This is a genomic window from Dolichospermum circinale AWQC310F (assembly GCF_000426925.1).
Classification (GTDB): Bacteria; Cyanobacteriota; Cyanobacteriia; order Cyanobacteriales; family Nostocaceae; genus Dolichospermum; species Dolichospermum circinale.
The window spans coordinates 1-2,391 of sequence record NZ_APIZ01000349.1 but is presented as its reverse complement, the minus strand read 5'-3'; the positions used below and the strand labels follow the sequence as shown (position 1 = coordinate 2,391).

General features: G+C 33.9%; 2 protein-coding genes and 1 pseudogene. 2 read left to right on the top strand and 1 reads right to left on the bottom strand.

The annotated features are described in order from the left end of the window. Positions 1-208, bottom strand: a pseudogene (locus ACIR310F_RS0100345) (iron uptake porin); the annotation flags it as partial. 320 nt (positions 209-528) lie between these two features. Between ACIR310F_RS0100345 and ACIR310F_RS0100340 the strand changes: the two are divergent. After that, positions 529-1,518, top strand: a complete 990-nt coding sequence (locus tag ACIR310F_RS0100340; protein ID WP_051289423.1) for a metal ABC transporter solute-binding protein, Zn/Mn family — start codon at positions 529-531, stop codon at positions 1,516-1,518. Between the two features lie 215 nt (positions 1,519-1,733). Further along, a partial coding sequence (locus ACIR310F_RS0100335; RefSeq protein ID WP_028082107.1) for a metal ABC transporter ATP-binding protein occupies positions 1,734-2,391 on the top strand: 658 nt, incomplete at its 3' end.

Below are 2,391 nucleotides of genomic sequence, written 5' to 3'. Positions count from 1 at the left end.
CATTAGGTTGCACATCGGATAATTGAGATACTGAGGTAACTTGTGACATCACCTCTTGTTGATTGTTTGTATTCAATTGTTGGGAATTGGTATCAGCCTGAAGTTGATTATGTGCTGGTATTTCCTCAGCCCACGCCCCATAACTTGTGCATAGTATAGCACTGATGACAGTGGAACTAGCTAGTAAATATGTCGAGAACTTTTGCATTTTTCTTCACACCCGTTTTTGCAGTAGATGATGCTATACCTGATCTAAAAGTAGCATAGCTATCAATAATTCTTGTCAATATACTAACATTTAACAGTTCCATGTAGATTTTCTAACGCAGGAAAGTTAAGAAATCTTTATGAAATGGGAAAATTAAAATCCGACTACACAGCAGTATTACCTCAAATGCCAGAAAAGTTTGTAATTCTTGATACGATAATCATGTTTTTTACTAGTTACTTATCAATTTTATGAGAATGAATCTCATTATTTCATTATAGGGTATAATACCAATGAAGTTTTATGATCAACCATAAACTATGAAGAGTCATAGACAAATCGCAGCAAATATCAGAAAAAGAAATTTCTTACCCATAATTGCGTTGGTAATTTTATCAGCGATTTATGGATGTAATACTACTAATAGTAGTGAAGTTGTTAATGAAGAAGCAAAACCAGCACAAAAACTACCAAAGACTAAAGTAGTTACAACATTCTTACCTGTTTATTTATTTACTAAAGCGGTAACTGGAGATGTAGCAGAAGTAGATATTCTAGTCAAACCTGGTACGGAAGTACACGAATATCAAGGAACACCAGGAAATGTAAAAGCGATCGCTACAGCCAATGTAGTGATAAAAAATGGTTTAGGGTTGGAAGAATTTCTGTCTGATACAATTAAAAATGCCGGAAATTCCCAATTAGTAGAAATTGATGTTAGTAAAGGTATTGAACCTATTAATAAAATTTCCCCCATAGATAAGCCAGTAGGAGGAGAAGATGATCATGATCATGAACACAGATTTGGAAATCCTCATATTTGGTTAGATCCAGTTTTAGCAAAACAGCAAATCATCAATATTCGAGATGGTTTAATTATGGCAGATCCAGGGAATAAAGCCAATTACGAAACTAATGCAGCGTCATATATCCAGAAACTAGATAATTTAAATAATGAATTTCAACAGACTCTGAAAAAAACACCAAACTGCACTTTTATAACTTTTCATGATGCTTTTCCCTACCTTGCGAAACGCTATAACCTGAAACAAGTAGCAGTAGTAGAAATTCCCGAAAAACAACTTTCACCAACAGATGTCCAAAAAGTAGTGAATACAGTTAAAAAATACAAAACTAAAGCCTTATTTAGTGAACCCGGTTTAGATAACAAATTACTGACAAGTATTTCCCAGGATTTGCAGTTAACTGTGAGGACATTAGATTCTTTAGAAACTGGTGATACCAATCCAGAGTATTATTTTAAAGCTATGAAAACTAATTTGGAAAGTTTAGCTTCTGGGTGCAAGTGATGATTAAATAATGATTAGAGGTTGTTTGAAAAACCATGGAATGTACAAATAAAACCCTGTCTTCTTAGCAGGAGTTAAATATTGAAATTTTTGGAGTTTTAGAAAATACTTTTCAAAGATCCTCTGAAAGTTTTAGTAATGCTAAACTCCCGAACAAATCAAATCAGACTGCTATATATGACTATAAATTATTGGCATCTCAAATCCTAACTTACATGATCAACAAACAAACAGAAATTACATTACCAATATTAAAAGTTTCCGGGTTAACAGTCTACCAAGGTAAATATCTAGCCGTGCGAGATGTTTCTTTTGAATTATTACCAGGAACAGATACAGCTATAGTTGGTCCAAATGGTGCGGGAAAAAGCACTTTAATTAAAGCGATTTTAGATTTAATTCCCAGAAGTGCGGGGACAATTGAAGTTTTTGGTCGGCCAATTTCTAGATTAGGAAATTTGCGTAATTTTTTGGGTTATATGCCACAAAACTTTATTTTTGATCGCAGTTTTCCCATTTCCGTTAGTGAATTAGTAGCTTTGGGAATAGGTAACAGAAAAAACTCATTTTTTTCATCTTTCTCATTTTGTCCAGCAAAGCAAGAAACATTAGCATCAGTTACAGCAGCTTTAAATCGTACCGATACTTATCACTTACGCAATCAAGCCATTGGATCACTTAGCGGTGGTCAACTTAAACGAGTATTATTGGCCTATTGTTTAGTAAGTCCGCGAAAACTGTTAGTATTAGATGAAGCTTTTGCAGGGGTAGATGTTCAAGGGACAACAGATTTTTATGCGTTATTAAATGAATTAAAACGAGAACAAAATTGGACAGTGTTGCAAGTTTCCCATGATATTGATATGGTAAGCC

Coding starts and splice junctions, on each gene's coding strand:
- ACIR310F_RS0100340 (WP_051289423.1), top strand. CDS start 529: ATGAAGAGTCATAGACAAATCGCAGCAAATATCAGAAAAAGAAATTTC.